This window comes from Flavobacterium sp. B183 (genome assembly GCF_023539155.1).
GTDB classification, from domain to species: Bacteria; Bacteroidota; Bacteroidia; order Flavobacteriales; family Flavobacteriaceae; genus Flavobacterium; species Flavobacterium tructae.
On sequence record NZ_CP097434.1, the window covers coordinates 800,700 to 822,882 of the forward strand.

Below are 22,183 nucleotides of genomic sequence, written 5' to 3' on the forward strand. Positions count from 1 at the left end.
AATAGAGATGAAGTTAAAACAAATCGAAAGGGTAAAAAAAATCTCAAAGGCTGATTTTATTTCCCAGTATGTGAAAAATCAAATTCCTGTAGTTGTTGAAGAATTGACCGAAGACTGGCCAGCTTATCACAAATGGAAATTATCCTATATCAACGAAATTGCCGGAAACATTATCGTTCCTCTATACGATGACAGACCTGTAAATCATGAAGATGGTTTTAACGAAGCTCATACGACTATGAAAATGAGCGATTACATTCATCTTCTGGAATCAAAACCAACGAACTACCGCATTTTTCTTTATAATCTGATGAAAGAAGTTCCGCTATTAAAAGAGGACTTTTTATGGCCGGATATTGGTTTGAATTTGGTAAAACAAATGCCAATGCTATTTTTTGGCGGAGAAAATGCGGGGGTGTTCATGCATTACGACATTGACTACTCCAATATTTTACATTTTCATTTTCATGGAGAAAAACAGTGCATGCTTTTTGCTCCCGATCAATCCAAATACATGTACAAGGTACCACATGCCTTAATTTCAAGAGAAGACATTGATTTTGACAACCCTGACTATGAAAAATTTCCTGCACTAAAAAATACACAGGGATTTATCACCAATTTAAAACATGGCGAAATGCTGTACATGCCCGAAGGATACTGGCATTACATGAAATATTTAACCCCAGGGTTCTCGATGAGCCTGAGAGCTTTTCCTAAAAACATTACAAACCTGTCAAAAGCCTTTTACAATGTTTTTATTATGCGCTATTTTGATATCATGATGCGTAAATTCAAAGGCCAAAAATGGATCGATTATAAGAATGAAAAAGCAATCCGGAATACCAATGAAAATCTGCAAAAAAGCTCTTAATAACATTCTTTTTATTCCTAAAACACTACTTTTTTAGTTCCTGTAGCATCATTTTCCAAAATCACTTTTACCAGTACCATCTGATTATCTGATACTAAATTTTGTATTTGAAACTCTTTATTCCCAATTTTACTTTTGCTGAAAAGCAGTTTCCCCGACACATCATAAACAAAAATATCTTTAAGCTGTTCTTTTGATGACACATTTATTATTCTATTTTTAACAGAAACAACAACAGCGTTATTTGTGTTTTCAAAATCGTCGGTCCCTAATGTTTTTCCGGTATAACGCAACACTAATCGGTCTGAGAAGGTTCCGACTGCGGTTGTAAAAGTATAATTGCTCTGTTTTAAATTATGAACTTCTCCAGTTGTTTTATCTTCGATATAAATAGCCTGTTCACTCATACTATCATCTACCTCATCAATTGAAATAGTAAAATCACCTGCGATTGTCGTACGATATCCTAAGGGAACAATGTCAGTATCTGCAAAAGGTAAAGCTCTACCCTGAATGACATAATTGTTTCCGTTTGCTACACTGTAAAAATCAAGATAAGGATTCGCATTAAAACTAATTCCGTCATAATTACTATCATACTCATTAGTCGCCCCCTCTATATATCCTACCAGCAATTGTTTAAAAGCTCCTGACGTATTGGTCATGTTTAACCAGATACGTTTTTTTACCAAAGTAGTTTCCTTTGATGTGCTTTCAGCTTTAAAAAACTGATTGTTATTGGTACCACCTAATCGCATTGAATTGTTAAACTGTACTTTTCCTGCTGCTACAGTAGTCACAAAAAAGGATTGTCCGGCTGCTATTTTACCTGTTGGCTTAATTCCATTATCATTTGCCGGAATGCCACTGTGCAACGGATCGGATTTTGCTGAAACCCCTCCACTTAAATTATAAGAAGCATAATCATCAGTGGTGTACTGATTTGTATAGGTTAGTTGTACAGGCGTATTATGCGTCCAAAAATAGATTGTTCCACCCAGTAGACTATTAGCACTTAAAAGGGCATCGGCATTTAAAGCAGATGGATAAGGATTACCTACTAAATAACTTTTTCCTGAACTCAACGATTCTCCTTCCAGATTTCCATTGTTTGGAACCCCTGAAAAAATTCCGGTAAAAGCTACTTTTACCGTATTGGAATAGGACTCCGGGCCACGAATAATATAACCTTTGCCCACTACCATATTAGTTGTTCTATCGGTAACGACCCATTGTGTCCCATCAAAACCAAAATACTTTGTCACTGCTGTTCCGGACGAAAGATCGATTAATCTTTGTGGATTTACCGGAGTGGACCAATATAAATAATCCTTTTTTAGAATTCCCGGACTTGTTCTCTCGTACGAAATATTTCCAGAATTAACTGCGCTATTCACCTGAACCAGACTTGAACTGGTTTTAAAAGTCAAAGCCGTTCCCGCTGCCGAATCCACAATTAGCGCATTCCTAACTGTTAACGTATTTGAACTATTTATGGTTACTTTTTTTCCGGCATTTATCGTACAGCCACAGCTATTCACATCTCCGGACGAAGAAAAATCATCTGCAAAAACAACATTCTGGCTTGTTGTTGGCGTTCCAAGCGACCATCCTCCTGCAATGGTATAGGTATTCGTTGCTAAAGCATTTACAACAATACCCGACAATGACAAAGAAGCACAGGTGCCCGGATATTGTACCGTAAAATTATAAGTACCGGGAGCCAGACCTGTAATGGTATATTTAGTCCAATCGGCACCTATTCCTCCCGAATAAGTATTGGAGAACGTACCGGTTTGAGTAATCGTATAATCGTTTCTGTTTGGCAAATTCTTTAAAACCACCGTTCCGGTCAGAACATCACAGGTGGGCTGAACCACCGGATCATTAAGTGGTGTGCCTGGCTGAGTCGTCGTCGTTATATTTTGTACTGTTGCGGTACCAATAGCACTGGTTCCACAACCATTCTTTGATCTGAGTCTGTAATAATAGGTTGTGCCTGTAGTCAGTCCGGTCACTGAATAGGTCGTTACATTTCCTATATCAAGAGCATTATACCCTGATACAAAACTGGCAAAATTATTAACAAGTGAAACATCTAGTAAATAACTCACCGCATTGACTTCCGCACTCCAATTTGCCGTAAATGAAGTACACAAAGTATTAGTGGCTGCCTGCAATACAACATTACCAGGAGAAACAGCAGGTTTGTAAGTTATGGTATTGGAATAAGCACTCAAACAGGTACCGCTAAATGCTCTCACTCTGTAATAGTAAGTAGTCGCATTGCTTAAACCTGTAATATTTACCGTTAAAACATTTCCAACATTCAAACCGTTATAGGTTCCAACAAAACTTCCGAAATTAATATCTGTCGAAAGATCCAATGTGTAATAAGTTGATCCCGAAACAGATTGCCAATTTGCTGTAATCTGGGTACAGGTTGCTCCGGTTCCTGCTAAGGCAACAGGAGCTGTCCCGGATGATGTTACATTTACTGAAGTAGTATTATTTGCACTGATCGTTGAAGCACAATTATCGGCAGCATTGCCACTTGTTCCGGAAGTTAAAGATGTAACTGTTAAACTTTTACTTCCTAAAGCTGAAAATCCGGGAGCTGTGAAAGTACCGGTTCCACTTGTTGTTACAGTCATACTTACCGGTGTTTGCGTTACTCCGTCTACCTGATAAGCAACGCTATATGCTCCTACTGGTAAACTACCATTTAGGGTTATCGTTGACGATGTTCCGGTACAAATATTTACGGTCGAGGCTGATACACTTGTCAGGCTATAAGTTGGACAGGTATAAACAATCACAACTTTTCCGGTTCCTCCGGCTCCCCCTGCTGAAGCCGAACCTAAAAGTGCCGATTTTCCACCACTCCCGCCACCTCCGGGCTGAGTTCCGGGATTACCATTACTATTGGCTAGTAAGCCTGTAATACTCGCACCTCCGGCACCTCCAACATCAGCTCCGCTAGTACCTCCGGCTCCACCAGCTCCGGTTACAGCAGGTAAAAGTGTCTCACCAGCCCCACCACTTACTCCGTCGACTTTAGTGGCTCCTGTAGATCCGGAAGCCAATCCTCCGGCACCTCCTGCCGGATTGGTGACTGTACCATTATTGACAATCCCTCCATTTCCTGCCAATGCAATTAAATAACCTGTAATCGATGAATTATCACCAGCACCTCCATTACCTGACAAAGCTCCTGCACCACCTTTACCAACAGTAATCGATAAAGTAGTTTGAATAGCGATGTTCATAGAATAAGTACCGCCTGCAAAAGCACCACCTCCACCTCCGCTGGCAGCTCTTTGTAAACTTAGACCTGGAACCGTCGAGCCACCTCCGGCTCCACCACCTCCCCAGGCACTCATAGTTACTGATGATACACCTGCAGGAACATAAAAACTACTTGTTCCAACACTTGAAAAAGAGACTGTTTTAGTCTGTGCATAAAAAAATAAAGGCAATGCAAATAACTGAAGTGTAAGTAAATATTTTCTCATCGTGGTATTTTTTAATATTTAAAAACATAACTTCTCAATCAGACAAAAATCGGATTGAAGTAATTTCTAAATACCTCAAAAAATAAAACGCCGAAACAGGATAAACTAATCCTGATAGTACAAGTGAAATGTTGAAGTGAAGAGTACTTTTTGTTTCATTTAATAGGGGCATTTAAATTAGCAATCAGTATTTTAGGCAGGTAAAGAGTATAGACACTCTATTTTATAAGCTTCAATAAGAAATGATAAAAATTAACTTAACAGGCTTTTAAGTATTTGAATCGTAAAGCAGCAACAAGGTACGATTTTATTTACATTCAAACTAAATATTTTCGATTTAATTGTGAGAATTTAACACTTATAACTTTTTTAACACAATCAAAAACAGCATTTTACCAGTAAACATGGCGGTTTACGCTCTGAATATTACATTAAAATGATCCAAAACGATTACTCCTTTAAAACAGACATTTAAAGTAAAATTTTCCTTGTCACTATTTTTTTGTCTCCAAATTTAATTTTTACAATTAAAACCTGATGATAAGAATTGAATTTTGGCAGTTGAAACTCCAGATTTTCAATATTTTCTTTTCGATACAATTGTTTGCCCAAAATATCAAAAACGGTTATTTCATTAATCAGTTCCTGAGTCGAAATTAACTTAACAACTCTATCCTGAACAGAAATGAATATCTCCGGATTATTCTCCGAGAAATCTTTGATCGTTAAAGTTTCATTTGTAAAAAGCAGTACAAACCGCTCATTAAAAGTTCCTGCATCACTCGAAAACAAATAAGCACCCTGCTTCAAATTGTGTATCTTTTTTATTTTTTTATCTACTAAAAAACATTCTCTTTTTTAAAATACTCATCCTCATGATCGATACTAAGATTAAATTTTCCTGCAATAGCAGTTTCATAACCAAGTGTTATCGAATCGTTTTTAATAAAAGGCAATGCTCTTCCCTGAATTACCAATTTTTTACTTTCAATCCTACTATAAAAATTAACAAACGGGTTACCATTCAGTGATTCTGCATCATAATCTGTATCGTATTGATTTGTAGCTCCATCAATATAACCAATCAGGATTTGTTTAAAACTTCCTTCACTATTATCAAAATTTAGCCAAATACGATATCTTTCAATTGTGTTCTTAAATACTGTCATTGTATTTATATCTGGTTGTTTGAAGAATCTTTCGTTTCTACCTACAACCCGCATACTATTTATAAACTCTACTGTCTCTGAACCTTTACTATTGGTAAAGAATGCCTGTCCCGTGGCGATCGTCCCGTCAGGAACTGTTTCATTAATTCCGGATGTTTCGGATTTTCTTGTTCCTACACCGCCGAGTAAATTATAAACGGCATAATCATCCGAAGTATATTTATACTTAGTAATTGGTGTATTATGCGTCCAAAAATAAAGTGTGCCTTTGATTTTTGATTTGTTTGCCAATAAAAAAGCATCTCCATCAAGAGCAGAGGGATACGGATTACCTATTAAATTAAAAGTATCAGCTACACCAGACTTAATCTCAATTTTACCATTGTTAGGAATTCCTTTAAAAGTTGCTTCGAATTTTAAAGGCTCGGTTTCCGAATAATCTTGTGGCCCCTGAATGATATATCCTTTTCCGGCAGACATATAATTTACAGGGTTTTCTTTTCTCCAATTTCTGTCATCATAATTGTATGAATAGAATTTTTCCAAATGTGATTTAGGAGATACATCTATTAATTTTTGCAGGTTTACCGGCGAAGACCAATACGTATAATCCGATTTTCGTATAGGCGTTGAATTTCTTTTTAAATAAACGATACCCGTATTCACTACATCATCATCAGACTGATAGAAACTAGCCGAATCTTCCAGTACTAATATCCCTTTACCCGTATACGAAAATTCTACTCCCAAAGTGTTTCCGCTCAAAAGTGTAACCTGTTTTCCTTCATCAATAAAACAACTACATATATTTAAAGAAGTTAGATTCTCATAATTTCCTCTAAACTCTACTGCTTTTGCCACTGACGGAAAACCACTTGACCAACTTTTACCATCCCAAACTGTCCCGTCTAAACAAAGTTTGATTCTGGCAATCCTGTGTTTTGAAATCCCCGATATGGAGTTGAAGCTTCCTCCAATAATCAACTTATGATCTACAGTAAAACCCATTGTAAAAAGACTGTTGTTAAGCTCACTTTTAAATGAAATATCATATTCTCCCGATTTTTGCAAACGTATTAACCGTAAAGCAGTATTGGATTTATAAGTCCCGGAAAAAGTTCCTCCCACCAAAATACAATCGTCCGGCTGAATTAAAATATTGCGAACTTCTCCTTTATCAAAGCCTGCTCCACTATCAAAAAAGAATCCAGACTCCCATCTGCGTTCAAACGAGCAATCCTTTTTTGCGGAATTCCATCATAACTTAAAAATGAGCCTCCCACTATTATCTTCTGATCAGACTGGAGTCCAATTGCATAAACATTTTTATCAAAACCTGTCCCTGCACTAAAATCAGAATCAATACTTCCTGTAGAATTAAGACGAATTAATCTATGGGATGAATTTCCATTAAAACTATCAAATCGCCCTCCTACCAAGATTTTTCTATCAGATTGAACTATTATTACTTCGATAATTCCATCAGCACCAACGTAAGTATCAAAACTAAGATCTCGTAAACCGCTTTGTAACAACCTAATTATTCTTCCAACGGGTGTCCCGTTATAACTTGTAAAATTTCCTGCAACAATTATTTTCTCATCGGGTTGAATTGCAATACTGTAAACCTGACCATTAAATCCCGAGCCTACATTAAATGTATTATCTATTGCTCCATCCGGCAAGACTCGAATGATTCTATTGAAAGCAGTTCCATTATACTTTGTAAAATTTCCACCAAGAATAATCCTTCCATCCAATTGTAAGACACCGGATTTTATTATATTATTAGCCCCTAATTGTCCGGAATTAAAAGTTGTATCATAGGATCCATCTGCTAAAACCCGAGCTATTCTTGAACTAAAGTTTCCATTAAACTTTTGGAAATTTCCCATTACGACCGTACTTTTATCTGACAAGGGCAGTACTTTTAAAACGGAATTATCAAAACCGACTCCTGTTGATAAATATGCTTCTTCGCGTTCTCCGTTATTGCTAATTTTAACTAATCTTCCCTGATTTTGATTATCAAAAACTGAAAATGAGCCACCAACATACCAGAAATTTTCACTATCATTCGCTAATGTCAAAATTGATCCCGATCCCGGACCTGAATCAACATCAAAATTTGTTTGAAGACTTCCACTTGAATTCAACAAACAAATTCGGTTAACTGCCGCTCCATTATAAAGGCCCGTAAATGAACCTCCGACCATAATATTACCTGACAAATCGTTTTTAATAATTTGGACTGCATCCCCACTAAAACCGGTTCCGGTTACAAAGCCATTATCTATAGTACCATCCTGATTCAATCTTACTATTCTATTTGCAAGCAAACCGTTATAACTTGTAAATTTCCCTCCCACAATAATTTTCCCATCAGGTTGGACAACAACTGCATTCACATCTTCATTAAAACCGGAACCTGTATTAAAACCAGTATCAACTTTACCATTTGTCATTAAACAAACAATTCTATTGGCCGCGATCGTATTAAAAACTGAAAAATTACCCGTTAGTAAAACTCTACCATCGGACATAATATTTGCATTTGTAATATTTGCTGAAGACCCCAAACCTGTATTAAAAGAAGAATCTAAACTGCCATCGGGTAAGATACAGGCAACTCTGTTTACGACAATATTATTATATTTAGTGAAACTTCCGGTTATAATTATTCTTCCGTAATTATACAAACAAATGTTATAAATAATACCCGTATTAACAGCGGTCGTAGTATCGAATGTTGCATCATAAGAACCGTCAATATTCAATCTGATCAGTCTTCCACAACTGATTCCATTAAAAGAAGTGAAACTACCGCCTACAATTATTTTTCCATCTAGTTGAATACAGGTTGTATAAATTTTCCCATTGAAACCTGTCCCTGTGTCCCAGGTTTCATCGATACTACCATCTAGATTTAAACGGGTTAAATATTGACACTGAGCTCCATTGAAGTTTAAATAATCACCTCCGACCAAAAGTTTTTGATCGGACTGTAAAGATACCGTTCGTACTACATTGTCAAAACCATCTCCCTTTTTTCCATCATCACCTGTATTAAAAGAAATATCCACCTTGCCTTGTTGAGCGCAAAGTGCCGGACCATAGAGATAGACCACCAAAAACAGGGAAAGAATTACATTTTTTATCAAAATAAGAAATCCAGGTGTTTATTTATTTGTAAGAATTAACTCAAAAATAAGCACTCTGTATGAAATCTGCAATACCTACTTTTAGTGATATTTGGGAAACCTTAGTTCCAATACAAAAAAAATCCACTCCGAAAAACGGAATGGATTTTTTGAAATGAACTCTTATTTATGATTTACTGAAAAATAACTTTTCTTGTCGTTGTAAAATCATTTGCCAAAGTAACCTTAACCAATAAAACCTGATTTGAAGATGGTAGGTTTTGAATCTGCAATTCTGTATTACCTACTTTCTTTTTATTGTAAAGCATTTTACCTGACACATCATATACTGTAACTTCCTTAATATTTTCCTGCGAAGATTGTACCGCAATTACTTTGTCTTTTATAGAAACTAAGATCCCGTCTTTAAGGTTTTCAAAATCTCCGACACCTAAAGTTTTATCGGTGTAACGCAATACCAAACGTTCAGTAAAGTTACCAATCTCAGTTTTAAAAGTATAATTGCTTTGTGTTAAATCGTGAATAACTCCAGTTGCTTTATCTTCAACATAAATCTTCTGATTAGTCATTTTACCATCAACCTCGTCTATTGCAATTGTAAAATCGCCTGCAACAGCAGTTCGGTAACCTAACGGAACAATATCAGCATCTGTAAAAGGTAAGGCACGTGCCTGAATTACAAATTTATTTGCATCACTTACACTGTAAAAATCCAAATACTGGTTACCATCAAGAGTTAACCCGTCATACAGGGTTTCATAATTGTTGGTTGCACCTTCAATATACCCTAACAATAATTGTTTGAACGCCCCGGTTGTACTGGTCATGTTTAACCAAATACGATTCTTTTCGATAGTAGTTTTTCTTGAAGTATTTGCAGGTCTGAAAAACTGACCGTTATCAACCGCCCCTAAACGCATTGCGTTGGTGAACAATATTTTTCCTGCAGCCTTAGTTGTTAGAAAAAATGACTGTCCAGCCGCAATTTCTCCAGTTGGTTTAACACCGCCTCCAGAGCCATAATCTACATCCGATCTCGCTGCTGTTCCTCCTGTCAAATTGAATGAAGCATAATCATCTGCACTGTACTGATTACTTGCTACAGGTTTTGCAGGTGTGTTGTGCGTCCAGAAATAAAGGGTACCATTTATTACATTTTCATTTGTTTTTATAAATCCTTCTATGCCCTCTGAAACAAACCTCTCTCCGCTTAAAGCAGATGGATAAGGATTTCCTATCAAATAACTTTTTCCTGAAGCCAACATTTCTGTTTCTATATTTCCATTGTTCGGAACTCCTTTAAAACTTGCCGGATAGGCTGTCTTAGAGCTATTCGAATAATTGGACGGAGCACGAATAATATACCCTTTACCTACCACCATATTATCAGTCCTAGGCGTTCGAACCCATTGTGTACCATCGAAACCATAATACATAGTGCTAGGCGTTAAAGACGAAAGATCGACCAATCTTTGTGGGCTTACCGGAGTTGACCAATACACATAATCTTTTAACAATATAGGAGGAGTGGTTCGCTCATAAGTAATATCGCCTGTATTGGTTACATTATTGGTTTGTACTAAAGCCGCTGTATTCTTGAAAGTCAACTGACCATTAGTTGTTACAGAATTGGTAACCTTTAAAGTATTACCAGATGATATCACCACATTAACACCTGAATTTACTGTACAGGAACATCCATTTATATCTCCTCCCGAAGTATAGTCACTTGCAAAAACAAGTATTTTATCTATGGCTGGCGGGCTGCTCCAGCCTCCTGAGCTGTAGGTAGCTACTACGGGAGGCATATTAATTGTAGTACCCGTCGTTGCCGTTGATGTACAGGTCGCATTTGCTACTGTATAAGTATAATTTCCTTCTGCAAGATTCGTATCTGTTGCGGTTGTACCGGAATACGGAACTACGACCGCTCCTGGTGATCTTGTTAAAGTTCCACCTGAAGGTAATCCACTTAAAGCAATACTACCAGAAGGAACAGTACATGTTGGCTGTGTAACGGTAACTGTTACCGGTGCTGCCGGAATCTCATTTATAACAAAATTAACCATCGTTCTACAAGCGGGATCACCTGAACAAGCCACATAATAAGGGGTTGTACCTACTGTATTGGTGTTCATGAGACGAGAATCGATACCAACCGGATTGAACGAAGCTCCAGAGCCAATTTTTGTACCACCGGAAGCAACTGTATACCAATCTATTGTTGCCGGTAAGGTATAATTAACCGTAATAGTAATGTTTGTAATATTTGCATCGGGATTAATGCTATTGTCATCAAGAGATTCTTTAAAGGCAAAAGTCCAGTTACCTGACGGATTTCCTGTTCCCCATGTGCCTAATGAAGCATTAGTAACAGAACCCGCAGTACCAGCAGTAGAAGGCTGAAGATCCGTTTGTGCTGCTCCAACAGCCACAGGTGGCGTTACTCTAACCAACAACTCATTTCTATAAGAAGGACTATTTGCGGTAAAATTTATTGAAAGGTTTGTTGCTGTGACTACTGCTCCGGCCGGTAAAGCAGGAAAATTTATAGTAAAACCAACATTTCCGCTACCTGTGTAAGAAGTAGTATTTGATGTTCCTCCTCCATTGCTGGCAGTCATAGGTGTTTGAGCAACAGCTGCACAAGTCGCTGAAGACATTAGAGAGCCAGTGCCTCCCTGACAAATGGTAACTCCGGTCGCTACAGGATTTTTAATTGTCACCGTTCCTGCTGAAGAAGCTACCAACGGACAGCTCATGTTTTGTACTACAGCTCTATAAGATGTTGTAACATTAACATTTGTTGCTGTTAAACTTGTTGTTGTATTTGCTATTGGGGTAATAACAGAAGTAAAATTATCCGTTGATGACTCCCATCTCACAACGCTTCCGGTATTTCCGGTTAAGTTAAAGATTGTACTGTTAGTTCCTGCACACACGGTACTATCACCTGTAACTGTACCTCCTATAGTAGGATATACCGTCACTGTTAATTGGAATGTGCTTGTACAGCTTCCTGTTGTTGCCGTAATATTGTAGATCACATTTTGTGTTGTTGCTGCTGTAGTAGTCAATGTACCGGTTATACTTGTTGGATTACCTGAACTGGCTGCACGACCACTTACAGTAGCTGGTCCTGTTGGGGCTGACCACGTATATGTAGTTCCTGCCGGTACAAGCCCGTTTGTTCCATCAACCGGAATAACACTAAAAGGGGATCCTGAACAAGCATTAGCTGACATATTTGTAATGGTTGCTCTAGGATTTGTTGTAATAGAAACAGGACTACTGTCGTAACTACACGCTGCATTTGAAGCTGCGGATACTTTACGTCTATAGTATACCGTTGTTGCTACAGAAGGTGTTATAGCAGCTGGAGTATAATCTTCTGCATTAAAACCAGTTCCTGTAGTTGCATCTGTCCATGGTCCTGAAGCAGATGATGAAAATTGCCATTGAAATCTAATAGATGGATTGGTTGTTCCTCCATTATATGCATAATTCGAACCATCAAGAGTTGTAGTCGATCCTCCACAAACTGCTGAAGTGGCAGGAGTTACTGTATTTGCACTACCATCAGCAGGAGTAATGGTAAAATTAGATACGTTACCACCATTTTTTTCATAATACTCTAATACTAAATCACTGTTTCCGGTCAAACGTACCAATACATTTTGGAAAGCCGCTGAACTTTGTTGGCTCCATTCGTTTAAAACCAGTACTCCATCTATATAAAGCCTTACTCCGTCATCACCCGTAATTCCAACAAAATAACAACCTGCTGCTAATGTCGAACGCATTCGGTAACGTATCGCAAATGTATCGGTTCTTACACTCTGCGAAGTCCCTCCTGCAGTAAAGGCAAAGCATACATCATTTCCTCCAAACCCCTGAGAGAAAGCAGTTGTACTGCCTGTAATAGTATTTGCTTGAGTAAAAGAACCCAAATAATTAGCAAAAGCATCAGCATTAGAAGGCGGTACAGGTACTTCCGACCCATTAGAAAAGTCATAAACGTGGCCAATCCACGAATTTGTTCCTTGAGCGGTTTGAGAATCTACACTATTACTTCCTCCTGTAAATATAACAGAAACATCAGAAGCCGTACCTGAAGTAGTTGAACAGTTGGAATCATTAGTATATCGCACATGAAGTATTCCTGTGAATGTTGCCTGCCAATTGGTTAGTGTTGCTGCACTATTATTACCCCCTGCAACTGCCGAACCAATATAAGAAGATGTATTACTGCCATTAAACAAAGTTATTCTTTTTATAAAACCTGTTGAATTTGTTGTAGCAGAAATTGTATAAGTTAAACCCTGTATAACATTTACAGATACATATCGCCCCACAGGCACTGCCGAAAAGGTAACCCCTCCAACATTTGGTGTAGATACTTCTCTGTTGTAGCAAATAGATGTTGTACTTCCGAATTGTGTCCCTCCAAAATTACACTGTCCATAATTTATAAGATACGTAAAAAACAATACAAAACTTAAGAGTAGTTTTCTATTCATGGGGCTATGTGGTATTTATTTAAATTTGTTTTGGGCAATAAAATTAAAAGCTAAAGTTAAAATCCTGTTTGACAGAACTATAACAAACTGTTAATTTTGTGTACAAAAATATTATAATTCCCCACATATACAACATTTTAACAAAAGACTTTTCTGAGAAAAACAAAAAAAATAGTTGTGTTTTTAACATTTAAATGACTATTTTTAGCCGTAATCGTTAAAAAGAAAGAAAAAAGCCATGAATTCAATCTGCACTCCAAAAGAGGCTTTACTGAAGTTAGAACACTACTGTGCTTATCAGGAGCGCTGTCACGCCGAAGTGGTATCCAAACTGTACAGCCTAAAAATGACTGCCGATGAAATCGATAGTATTGTGGTTCAATTGATTGAAACCAATTTCTTAAACGAAACCCGATTTGCCTGTAGCTTCGCCAGAGGAAAACATCGCATGAAACACTGGGGCAGAATTCGAATTAGCAATGAACTGAAGACAAAACAAATTTCCTCAGCCAATATTACGCTGGCTTTAAAAGAAATTACGGCAGAAGAATATGAGACCACTTTTGAGCAGCTTTCTGAACGATGCTGGAACAGCATCCACGAAAAAAACACCCTAAAAAAGCGAAAAAAATTCTGCGATTATATGCTTCGTCGTGGCTACGAGAGTTTTCTTGTTTACGATAAAGTTACTTTACTTGAAAAAGAATTCTAGTCCAAAAAAAACACGGGTTTAACCTCACTACTTTTTGATTTTTTTCGTCAAAATCACCACACTCGCACATTCAATTTTCTTGCAAATTTTTCACTTAAAAGACGTTTTTTGTACTTATAGTTCTAAAAATCGGATCGTTTTGAGCGTTATTTTGCGATTTTTCTTATACTTTGAAAATGTTATTTATAAGAAATAACATAAAATCTCATTTCTAAAGATGCATTTTGTCGACTATTTTGACATTTTGTCGATTAAATGACCGTTCCAAAAACCTTCATATTTCCAATCACGTATGTGTATCTATCTTTGCTCGGGCAAAATTCATCCTGTACCAGCACCACTAAATTGTATAGAAACATTTCAATATGAAGAGAACTCTACTTTCCAAAATCCTATTTTTTCCCTTTAATTTTCTATTAGAAATAAAAAACGTCTTCGGATCTTCAAAACTTTACTTTAAAGCATTTTTTACTTTCATTTTCCTGATCAGCATTAATAATTTAAATGCGCAATGTAACTCCGGCGCAACTGCTGGACCTATTGAAAGTAATACAGATAAATTATGCGTAGGTGTTTCAGCTACTTTCTGGTCTACGGGATGGAAAGGAACCTGGTCCTCATCAAATTCCGCAATCTTAGAAGTTTCAACTGATAGTGACGGCCGTGCAATAGTCACTGCGAAAGCTCCCGGAACTGCCAGCGTAATCAATACTGTAACACAATCAAATTGCAGTACCATCAAAACTGCTCAAAAACAAGTTACTGTTTATGAAGCTTTAGGCGCTACTGGATTGATTTCAGGTGCTAACCCTCAATGTACCGGAAACACTGGACAAGTTTATTCCATTCCACCAGTAGCAAATGCAATTAAATACGTTTGGAATGTACCATCCGGATGGACGATTACATCAGGTGCTAACACAAATTCCATTACTGTAACTGTAGGCAGCGGTGCTGATAATATAACAGTTGTCGTATCTAATGATTGTAAAACCAATAATGCAGCATACAAATATGTCAACATTACCGATCAAAAAACACCCAGACCCACTATTACAGCTAGCGGGACAACAACTTTTTGTCAGGGAGGCAGTGTTACACTTACTTCAACTAAGCAAGATAAGTATCTGTGGTCTAATGGCGAAACAGGTCAAAGCATAAACGTAACCACTTCTGGTACCTACACGGTAACAACAACAAAAGATGGATATAATTGCCCAAGCAATGCCTCAAACAGTATAGCCGTAAATGTACAAGCAGGATTAACGTTCAGCAATCAACCACAGGATTTAGTTGCCTGCGAAGGTCAGTCCGGAACCTTTAGCGTAACCGCATCAGCCTCGAATGCAACCTACCAATGGCAATATTCTGCCAATGGGTCAACGAACTGGACTAATACCAATGGGGTCCAGGGTGTATCAGGTCATAACACGGCAACCTTAAATTTGACCAACCTTCCTTTGTCCTATAGTGACTACTATGTTCGTTGTGTCGCAAGAAGCTCCACCACATGTCCTGCCAATACTAACACAAACTCAAATACTGCTAAACTAACGGTTAACCCATCATTAAAAATCACCTCACAGTCGACCGCTACTCAAACCAAATGCCTCAACGATGCCTTTACACCTTTAACGGTGACCGCTACAGCATCAGGAACTGTAACCTATCAATGGTTCAGCAATACTGCTGCAAGTACCACAAACGGAACAGCATTAGGAGCTTCAAATGGAGCCAGAACCAGTAGTTACACTCCACAATCCACAACATCAGGAACCTTATATTACTATGCGGTAGTAACATCAAGCTGCGGAACAGCAACCACTGCAATTTCAGAAGCTATGATCACCAAACAGGCAAATATTGCCCCAACAGTAGGGACTATCAAACAACCTACCTGTACTACACCAAGCGGAAGTGTTGTTTTAGAAAATGTACCTGCATCAGGAAGATTACTGGAGTCACGAGGAACTGTATACAATTATACAACTTCCGGAACCACATACGAAATTTCAGGATTAGCTCCCGGAACTTATAAATTTGCTATCGATGATAATTGCACAAGAGTATATTCGTCAGACATTGTAATCCTACCCGGAAATGTCTGGAATGGCACTAAATGGTCAGGCGGCACACCATCACTAAACGATCCAATTCAATTTACAGGAAATTATACTGCAGAAACCGATCTTAACGGATGTTCCTGTACAATCGATAATGGAGCAACGGTAACTATAAAATCAGGAGTCACCTTAACTATTGCCAATAGTATAGACGTAAACTCCGGATCTTTAGTTTTTGAAAACAGTTCCAATTTGATACAAAAAAGCAATGCTAAGAATACGGGAAGTATTTCCTACATCCGTACAAGTCCACCTATATTCCAAAAAGATTACTTGTATTGGTCTACTCCGGTAACTCCACAAAAATTAGTAGATGTTTCGCCTTCTACGCCTGCCAATTTTTATTATGGCAATGATGGCACACAATGGGTACGAACCAATAGAGAAAGCAATATGATTGTTGGAAAAGGCTACATTATTCGAGGACCATCGAATTACACCAATACCAATAAACAAGAATTTACCGCAACTTTCAAAGGAATTCCAAACAATGGAGATCTGGAAGGAGAATCATTAACCGCTACGAAAGCTCACCTGATAGGAAATCCGTATCCGTCTGCCTTAAGTGCCGATCTGCTTTTAAAAGAGAATCCAATGTTAAACGGAACGCTCTATTTCTGGACGCACAACACTCCGGCAAAACCTGTAGCAAGTAATCAGTACAGTGCTGATGATTATGCTTCATACAACCTTAGTGGAGGAGTTTCTGCAAAATCAGATAAACAGCATAATAATGATCCTGCAAAAGACAAAGGCACTAAACCGACGGGCAACATAGCAGCCGGACAAGCCTTCTTTGTAACAACGAATGCTGCAGGAAAAGTTAAGTTTAATAATTCAATGCGATTGGGCGGATCGAATAACGGTCAGTTTTTCAGACCCGGAAACACCTCAAAAGTAGCAGCTATAGAAAAACACCGCGTTTGGTTAAACATGACCAATGCAACGGGAGCTTTTAAACAATTGCTAGTAAGCTACATTGAAGGGGCAACCAATGACTTTGAAAGTAATTACGATGGGCTAACTTTTGATGGCAATCAATATTTGGATTTTTACACTACGGATCAAAAAAACAAATATGTAATTCAGGGACGTGCTCTGCCATTTACAGATGCTGATCTTGTTCCATTAGGATACCGCACAACAGTTGCAGGTGATTTTACTGTTGCAATTGACGAAGTAGACGGAAACATGAGCCATCAGGCCATTTACATTGAAGACAAAACTACAGGAACTGTTCATGATTTAACACAAAGCAATTATACTTTTAAAACCGAAGCCGGTACCTTTACCGAACGTTTGACTCTTCGCTATAAACCAGGCAAAACTTTAGGTACAGGCGATTTTGAAAACATCGAAAACGGCATTCTTATTTCGACTAGAAACAAAACCATTCAAGTGTCTTCATCAAAAGAAAACATTAAACAAGTTGTTGTTTTTGATATTACTGGTAAACAATTATACAGTAAAAACAAATTAAACAGTGCAGCCTTTCAAATTGAAAATTTACCGTCTGCCAATCAGGTTTTACTGGTGAAGGTAACTTTAGCAAATGATTTTACTGTTACCCGAAAAGTATTGTTTCAGTAATCGTTAATTCGCTCTATAAAAAAATCCATTCTGAGAAACAGAATGGATTTTTTTATATCTCAACTTGGTATTCGAAAAATTAAACTAGGGCTTTTCGATCAAAATGCTAACCGCATTTCCTCCGAAACCTACGGCATTAATCAATATTCTTTTAATCGATTTTGTCTGTTTTTGTTCTTCTCCGAAAGGCACTCCAATAAAAGTATCGTGCTGAAACATCAAAAGTGCCAACTCTAAACTCAATATCCCGGACGCTCCAAAAGTATGTCCGATCTTCCATTTATTGGTAGTCAGCAAAGGCAGCTGAGATCCAAAAACTTTTTCAATAGCCCTCAACTCGGTTAAGTCGCCTTTGATCGTTCCGGGAGCATGCATAACAATTGCATCGACCGATTCAGGAGCTATATTCTTTAAAGCCATTTTCATTGATTTCTGAAAACAGGTTGCTTCTGCAGAAATAGAAATATTGTGTTCTAAAATCTCGGTTGCATAACCAACACCTGTTATATATGCAATTGCATTCTCTTTCTCGCCGGTTTCCACACAGCAAACTGCCGCACCTTCCCCTAGAATCATAGTATTTTGGGTTTTCTCAAAATCGAAAGCCAAATTGGGCCATGATTCCGTTTCCTGATCGATTCTCGAATATATTTTAAGCGCTCTCATTTGAGCAATCGTGAAATCCGTCAATGGAGCTTCACTTCCTCCTACCAAAAATTTATCGGCCATACCTGATTTCAACCACGCCACACCATTCAACAGGGCATGAAGTGCAGTTGAACACGTTATAGAATGCGATATTTCCGGTCCAACACTCTGCAGATCGTGAGCAATCCAGGAAGATATATTTCCTAAAGTTGTTGTTGGAGAAGCTAAAGTTTGGGCTTTTCCTGTATCGATGTATTCTTTATAATGCTTTTCGAATAAATCGGTTGCTCCCCGGGACGAACCAATATTAATTCCGAAGATATCATCCGAACTCCATCCTGCCTGCTTAACCGCTTGTCGAGAAGCCGCCAAAGCAAACAAAACCGAATCATCCAGAAATTTGTACTTAGGATCGGACTCTCTTATTTCCGAAACAATTTGTTTAGATTCAGCATCCAGAGCAGCGACAGAAGTTTCCTGTTGGTCTAAAAACTGTTTCGAAAAACAATGTTGACGGTCAAGGTACTTTTCCCACACTGATTCCGTAGTATTTCCTAAAGGTGAAATAGAAGAAAAAGCTGTTATAGAGATTTTTTGTGTATTCAAAATATTTTATTTAATCGCAAAATTACACCATTTCAATGGCTTCTTCAATGGTTTGATATACTTTTTGAAGCTGCTCAGCGCTCATGATATACGGAGGTAAAATATAAACGATATTTCCGACAGGGCGCAAAACAACACCTTTATCAATAAAGAAATTATAGAGTTTAGTTCGCATTGAACCGTAATAACTCTCTTCTGAATCTGATTTGATTTCAACTGCAAAAATAACCCCCAATGTTCTGGCAGTAATTACTTTTGAATGCTTTTCCATTTTCTTCTGAAAATCCAAATGACTCTTATGAATTCTTTCAATATTAGCCTGCATTTCATCTGTATGCAGCAAATCAATACTAGCCAAAGCCGCAGCACAACCCGTCGGATTTGCAGTAAACGTATGTCCATGAAACAAAGCCTTGTTGATATCGTCATCATAAAAAGCATCAAAAACCTCTTGTGTAAAAGTGGTGATTGCCATTGGTATTGTTCCTCCGGTTAATGCTTTAGACAAACACATCATATCCGGAACTTCTGTCACATAATCCATTGCAAAGGTTTTTCCAGTCTTACCGAAACCTGTCATTACTTCATCGGCAATGGTAAGAACATTGTTCTCTTTGCAGATTTGAATCAGTTTAGCCAAAGCCTCCGGTTCATACATTACCATTCCGGCTGCACCCTGTACCAAAGGTTCAAAAATAAAACCGGCACAACTATGATTTTGAATCACATTTCTCAAAGCATCAAAACTCTCCTGCTCCTGTCCTTTTACCGGAACCGGAATTCTGACTACATCAATAAACATTCCCTGAAAAGCCTGTGTATAAAAAGAGATACCACTTGCTGCCATCGCCGCAAAAGTGTCTCCGTGAAAAGCATTTTCAAAAGCAATTATTGTAGTACGTTTTTCACCCTTATTGAAAAAAAACTGCAAAGCCACTTTTATAGCTACTTCAACCGCTGTTGAACCATTATCAGAAAAGAAAATCTTCTGTTGATTTTTAGGCAGAATCTCAATTAGTTTCTCCGCCACTTTAACTGCCGGTTCGTGTGTAAACCCACCAAACAATACATGCTCTAAAGTGGTTAATTGTTTGTAAATCGCATCGGCTATAAATCGGTTACTATGTCCAAACGGATTTACCCACCATGAGGCAATAGCGTCAATATATTCCTTGCCGTTCTCGTCCCAAAGCAGCGCTCCTTCACCTTTGGAAATTGCAATTGGGGCCTGTGCTGTTTTATGCTGTGTATAAGGATGCCAAAGATATTGGCTGTCTTTTTCTGTTAATGTCATCTTGTTTAGAATATGGATATTAGAGTATAGAAAATAGACTAAACTCTACAATTTTGACAAAGATAAGAAAGTCTATTTTCTTTATTCTGTCTTCTTTTCTCTATAAATTAAGTAAGTTCTCTCTAAACAAATCGGCGTATTCCCGGATTACATTTTGATCAAAATAAGGTTCTTCATCAATTCTTCCGATACATTTTATTCCGGTTTTATTCAGAATTAAACTTTCAGTCGATGGGTTTTCGCTTCCGCTGAAAATAATTCCTGCAACTTTAAAACCACGATTCTGAATCGCTTCTACAGTTAACAAGGTGTGATTGATACTCCCCAAATAATGTCTTGAAACCACGATTACTTTATAATCGGCTTGAATTAGATCGATAATAGAATCCGTTTCATTCAACGGAACAAAAATTCCTCCTGCCCCTTCTACAACCAAATGATTATCGGTTCGAGGTTCCACAATCTTCTTCAAATCGATCGTAAGTCCATCAATTTCTGCTGCCAGATGTGGACTTGCCGGTGTATTTAACTCGTATGAATTCGGGAAAAATTGAGATTTCGAATTTGAAATTTGAGATTTTACCTTGTGCGTATCACTAAAATCCAAATCTCCGGCCTGAACGGGTTTCCAGTAATCGGCCTCTAAAGCTTCAACAACAATTGCCGAAGTAACGGTTTTACCAACATCTGTTGAAATTCCGGTTATAAATATTTTCATGCTTCTTTTGTTTCGCAAACATTCTCAAAAAAACAATTATGCTTTCTAGTATCGAATAATCTTTTATGGGTGAATACCTGCTTAATAATCGATGCAAAAATACCAATAAAAACAAACCCATCACGTATGATGGGTTCTATTTAACTTACTCTTCTTTTAATTCGTCTATCACTTTCTTTATTTCTTTAGCATATTTTCCGTAAAAAAACTGAACCCACCATTCTAAAGCCAATCCCATCAAAAGAATTGAAAAGAGGATTACCGAAAAAATACTGAATATTTCTGTGTTACTAAATTCAAGCATTGTAAAATCAGCCACTTTAGAAGTCTGATCGTAGATAAAAACGATTAGAAATACTACCAGAAAAGGTGTCAGAGCAAATCCGAAAGTCTTATACAATTCCATATTCAGACGGATATCAAAATAAGTTTCATACAAATTGTCCTTTGTTTTTAAAGCTGTATTGTTTAGTCGTTTGTAGAAAAAATAAAGCTTAGCCAAATAATAAATGCAAACGGCAGTGAACATGCTGAAAAGCAAGAAAAAGGGCAATATATATTTCTGTTCAAAATGAAAAATATAAGGTGTGAGGCCTATTAAAAGCACTGAGATTACCTGTCCAATCAGCTCACTTTTTAAATTCTTTCTGATTCTGTCTAATGGCGTATTGGCCGATTGTATTTTTTCCAGATTATCTGGAAGAACAATGTTATCCGATTTATCATTGTTCCATGCGTTTTGTATATCGTTAAAATCCATATCCCTGATTTTTAATTATTTCTTTTAATTTTTCTTTTGCTCTGTTTAATTTCACCCTGGCATTTCCTTCTGAAATTCCTAAGTTTTCTCCAATTTCCTTATGAGAAAACCCTTCCAGCTGATAAAAAATGATCGCTTTATCTATTTTTTCGAGTTTTTGAACAGCTTTATAAAAATGATCGATCTGACTTTCTTTGATGTGTGAATCTCCTTCATCATCCTTAATATTTTCGGAAGCGATTTCGTATTTATCCACCTTTCGTTTTTCCTTTTTCAGAAAAACAATGGCTGTATTCACGGCTACACGATACATCCAGGTCGAAAACTGACTTTCATTTCTAAAAGAATCATACGATTTCCAAAGCTGACAAACGATTTCCTGAAACAAATCCTGTTGATCGTCAGAATTATCCATGTACATTTTAGAAACTTTGTACAGTATTCCTTTGTGACTTTCGATCCGATTTAAAAATTCCTGTTCTTTCTCTTTCAA

The 22,183-nt window shown here is 37.5% G+C and carries 13 protein-coding genes; 3 read left to right on the plus strand and 10 right to left on the minus strand.

What is annotated here, in order from left to right; genetic code table 11:
- Positions 1-7 precede the first annotated feature (7 nt).
- Positions 8-874: a cupin-like domain-containing protein gene (locus tag M4I44_RS03665; RefSeq protein ID WP_249966540.1), complete on the plus strand. Its 867-nt coding sequence runs from the start codon at positions 8-10 to the stop codon at positions 872-874.
- 17 nt (positions 875-891) lie between these two features.
- On the opposite strand, the gene M4I44_RS03670 is transcribed toward M4I44_RS03665, so the two are convergent.
- The 5 genes from M4I44_RS03670 to M4I44_RS03695 form a co-directional block, all read right to left on the minus strand.
- On the minus strand, positions 892-4,389 hold the full coding sequence (locus M4I44_RS03670) for a T9SS sorting signal type C domain-containing protein (RefSeq protein WP_249966541.1): 3,498 nt from the start codon (positions 4,387-4,389) through the stop codon (positions 892-894).
- A 471-nt stretch (positions 4,390-4,860) separates the two neighbouring features.
- Complete coding sequence (locus tag M4I44_RS03675) at positions 4,861-5,199, minus strand: T9SS sorting signal type C domain-containing protein (RefSeq protein WP_249966542.1); 339 nt, start codon at positions 5,197-5,199, stop codon at positions 4,861-4,863.
- Positions 5,200-5,228: 29 nt separating this feature from the next.
- Positions 5,229-6,566 (minus strand): hypothetical protein, encoded by a 1,338-nt coding sequence (locus M4I44_RS03680; RefSeq protein WP_249967438.1) that lies wholly within the window; start codon positions 6,564-6,566, stop codon positions 5,229-5,231.
- Between the two features lie 143 nt (positions 6,567-6,709).
- The gene (locus M4I44_RS03690) at positions 6,710-8,719 is read right to left on the minus strand and encodes a delta-60 repeat domain-containing protein (RefSeq protein WP_249966543.1); all 2,010 of its coding nucleotides are present in this window, start codon (positions 8,717-8,719) and stop codon (positions 6,710-6,712) included.
- A 173-nt stretch (positions 8,720-8,892) separates the two neighbouring features.
- Entirely contained in the window at positions 8,893-13,239 is a 4,347-nt protein-coding gene (locus M4I44_RS03695; protein ID WP_249966544.1) for a T9SS sorting signal type C domain-containing protein, read from the minus strand.
- 238 nt (positions 13,240-13,477) lie between these two features.
- On the opposite strand from M4I44_RS03695, the gene M4I44_RS03700 reads away from it, so the two are divergent.
- Positions 13,478-13,951 carry a regulatory protein RecX gene (locus tag M4I44_RS03700; RefSeq protein ID WP_249966545.1) on the plus strand — a complete coding sequence of 158 codons (474 nt, stop codon included), beginning with the start codon at positions 13,478-13,480 and terminating at the stop codon, positions 13,949-13,951.
- Between the two features lie 365 nt (positions 13,952-14,316).
- Positions 14,317-17,664 (plus strand): T9SS sorting signal type C domain-containing protein, encoded by a 3,348-nt coding sequence (locus tag M4I44_RS03705; RefSeq protein WP_249966546.1) that lies wholly within the window; start codon positions 14,317-14,319, stop codon positions 17,662-17,664.
- Between the two features lie 84 nt (positions 17,665-17,748).
- Here M4I44_RS03705 and M4I44_RS03710 read toward each other — a convergent pair whose 3' ends face one another.
- The 5 genes from M4I44_RS03710 to M4I44_RS03730 form a co-directional block, all read right to left on the minus strand.
- Positions 17,749-18,918 carry a beta-ketoacyl synthase N-terminal-like domain-containing protein gene (locus M4I44_RS03710; protein ID WP_249966547.1) on the minus strand — a complete coding sequence of 390 codons (1,170 nt, stop codon included), beginning with the start codon at positions 18,916-18,918 and terminating at the stop codon, positions 17,749-17,751.
- 22 nt (positions 18,919-18,940) lie between these two features.
- A complete protein-coding gene (gene bioA, locus M4I44_RS03715; RefSeq protein WP_249966548.1) occupies positions 18,941-20,212 on the minus strand; it encodes an adenosylmethionine--8-amino-7-oxononanoate transaminase in 1,272 nt (423 codons plus the stop codon).
- 100 nt (positions 20,213-20,312) lie between these two features.
- Entirely contained in the window at positions 20,313-20,930 is a 618-nt protein-coding gene (bioD, locus tag M4I44_RS03720) for a dethiobiotin synthase (RefSeq protein ID WP_249966549.1), read from the minus strand.
- 145 nt (positions 20,931-21,075) lie between these two features.
- Entirely contained in the window at positions 21,076-21,690 is a 615-nt protein-coding gene (locus M4I44_RS03725; protein WP_017495941.1) for a hypothetical protein, read from the minus strand.
- Positions 21,680-22,183: an RNA polymerase sigma factor gene (locus M4I44_RS03730; protein ID WP_070906363.1), complete on the minus strand. Its 504-nt coding sequence runs from the start codon at positions 22,181-22,183 to the stop codon at positions 21,680-21,682. The genes M4I44_RS03725 and M4I44_RS03730 overlap by 11 nt, the downstream gene beginning before the upstream one ends.

Coding starts and splice junctions, on each gene's coding strand:
- M4I44_RS03665 (WP_249966540.1), top strand. CDS start 8: ATGAAGTTAAAACAAATCGAAAGGGTAAAAAAAATCTCAAAGGCTGAT.
- M4I44_RS03670 (WP_249966541.1), bottom strand. CDS start 4,389: ATGAGAAAATATTTACTTACACTTCAGTTATTTGCATTGCCTTTATTT.
- M4I44_RS03680 (WP_249967438.1), bottom strand. CDS start 6,566: ATGGGTTTTACTGTAGATCATAAGTTGATTATTGGAGGAAGCTTCAAC.
- M4I44_RS03695 (WP_249966544.1), bottom strand. CDS start 13,239: ATGAATAGAAAACTACTCTTAAGTTTTGTATTGTTTTTTACGTATCTT.
- M4I44_RS03700 (WP_249966545.1), top strand. CDS start 13,478: ATGAATTCAATCTGCACTCCAAAAGAGGCTTTACTGAAGTTAGAACAC.
- M4I44_RS03705 (WP_249966546.1), top strand. CDS start 14,317: ATGAAGAGAACTCTACTTTCCAAAATCCTATTTTTTCCCTTTAATTTT.
- bioA (WP_249966548.1), bottom strand. CDS start 20,212: ATGACATTAACAGAAAAAGACAGCCAATATCTTTGGCATCCTTATACA.
- bioD (WP_249966549.1), bottom strand. CDS start 20,930: ATGAAAATATTTATAACCGGAATTTCAACAGATGTTGGTAAAACCGTT.
- M4I44_RS03725 (WP_017495941.1), bottom strand. CDS start 21,690: ATGGATTTTAACGATATACAAAACGCATGGAACAATGATAAATCGGAT.